Below are 2028 nucleotides of genomic sequence, written 5' to 3' on the forward strand. Positions count from 1 at the left end.
TCGGGAACCAATCACACCTTACCTACCAATGGTTATGCAAAACAATATAGCGGTGTAAATTTGGATAGTTTTATGAAGGCGATGACATTCCAAAAGATCTCTTCAGAAGGAATTATGGAGATTGGCCCTGCTATAGAACTGATGGCTGAAGCGGAAGGTTTGCATGCACATAAAAATGCGGTGAGTTTACGGCTGGAAAATTTGAAGAATAAATAATGGCAAATTTTGATCTAAATAGGTTGGTGAGACCTAATGTAGCAAAGCTTAAACCTTATTCTTCGGCCAGGGACGAATATAACTCTGTTGGGGAGGAGATGATCTTTCTCGATGCAAATGAGAATCCTTTTTCCAGCGATGTAAACCGATATCCTGATCCGCAACAACGAAATTTGAAGGCTGAATTGGCTATGGTTAAAGGTATAGCTTCAGAAAATATCCTGTTGGGAAATGGCAGTGATGAAGTTTTGGACTTATTGTTCCGGGCGTTTTGTGATCCCGGAAAGGACAACATCATCACTTTGCCACCTACCTATGGGATGTATTCGGTTTTGGCCGGGATCAACAATATTGAAAACCGGGAAATATTACTGAATAAGGATTTTCAGCCAGATCCTTTAACAATCCTGGAAGCGGTAAATGAAAACACCAAAATCATCTTTTTATGTTCCCCGAATAACCCTACCGGGAATTCCTTTACTGAAGAAAAAGTAGAGGAGATCCTGCGAAATTTCAGCGGATTGGTAGTGATCGATGAGGCTTATATCGATTTTTCAGAAAAGGAAAGCTGGCTTCAGAAGCTTAATAATTTCCCGAATCTTGTTATCACCCAAACTCTTTCAAAGGCCTACGGACTTGCAGGAATACGATTGGGAATTTTATATGCTTCCGAAGAGATCATCACAATCCTTAATAGGATCAAGCCCCCTTACAACGTTAATCAATTAACCCAGCAACGAGCGCTTGAGGAATTGAAAGATCCGGAAAAGGTAAATTTGCAGGTAGCAAATATTTTACAACAAAGGGCCGGTTTATTTAAAGCTTTTCGCGAAATAGAAGTTATCGAAAAAATATATGAATCAGATGCGAATTTTATTTTGGTGAAGGTTGATGACGCCGATAAAAGATACCGTCAACTCATCGAAAAAGGGATTGTAATAAGAAACCGAAGCTCCCAGCCACTTTGTGAAAATACCTTGAGATTAACGGTGGGAACTGAATTAGAAAATAAAAGATTGATTCAAGCTCTGAAAGAATTAAATTAAACTACCCTGAAACAAGCTTAGGACATAAAAGTTATAATTTCCGCCGCAGTTTATCCCGATTTTTTAGAGGGACGGAAGTTCAAAATTGATTAAAATTAGATTTCCGCCTTCGCGGAAATGACGAATAAATATTTATGAAGAGAATACTATTTATAGACCGCGATGGCACTTTGGTGCTTGAGCCGGAGGATTATCAGGTAGATAACCTGGAAAAACTGGAATTTTATCCGGAAGCATTTTATTATTTATCCCGAATTGCCCGCGAGCTCGATTACGAATTCGTGATGGTGACCAATCAGGATGGTCTCGGAACTGAAAAATATCCGGAAGAAGTTTTCTGGCCAATTCAAAATTTTATTCTGAAAAGCTTTCAAAATGAAGGTGTGGAATTCAAAGAGGTTTTGATGGACCGAACTTTCCCTGAAGAAAATTCACCTAACCGAAAACCCAATACCGGCTTGCTTGAAGGTAAATATCTGGGAAATTCAGATTATGATCTGGAGAATTCCTTTATGATCGGCGACCGACTTACTGATATGGAATTCGCACTGAATTATGGTGGAAAAGGAATCTTTATCGACACTCACGAAGATCTTGGCAGTGAGGAAGTCCAGGAAAAAATGGAAAAAGTAGAGAAGGTTATTTCTCTAAAAACCTCTAATTGGAAAGAGATCTATGAATTTCTGAAGCTGGAAGCCAGAACCGCAGAGATCTCCCGGAAAACCAATGAAACCGATATTTTTATCAGAATAAATCTGGACGGAAC

General features: G+C 39.1%; 3 protein-coding genes. All 3 read left to right on the top strand.

Features of this window, described 5'->3' with window-relative positions; translation table 11 throughout:
- Positions 1–216: histidinol dehydrogenase (locus tag ACESK1_RS02340; RefSeq protein ID WP_372917525.1), on the top strand; the 216-nt coding region annotated here is incomplete at its 5' end.
- Positions 216–1262: a histidinol-phosphate transaminase gene (gene hisC / locus ACESK1_RS02345; RefSeq protein ID WP_372917527.1), complete on the top strand. Its 1047-nt coding sequence runs from the start codon at positions 216–218 to the stop codon at positions 1260–1262. The genes ACESK1_RS02340 and hisC, both read left to right, overlap by 1 nt.
- A 134-nt stretch (positions 1263–1396) precedes the next feature.
- On the top strand, positions 1397–2028 hold a 632-nt coding region (gene hisB / locus ACESK1_RS02350), incomplete at its 3' end, for a histidinol-phosphatase (RefSeq protein ID WP_372917529.1).

The sequence above is a fragment of the Salegentibacter sp. genome (genome assembly GCF_041642575.1).
In the GTDB taxonomy this organism is placed as follows: Bacteria; Bacteroidota; Bacteroidia; order Flavobacteriales; family Flavobacteriaceae; genus Salegentibacter.

Bases quoted from the DNA above. Each gene is read 5' to 3' on its own strand.
- hisC (WP_372917527.1), top strand. From the start codon at position 216: ATGGCAAATTTTGATCTAAATAGGTTGGTGAGACCTAATGTAGCAAAG.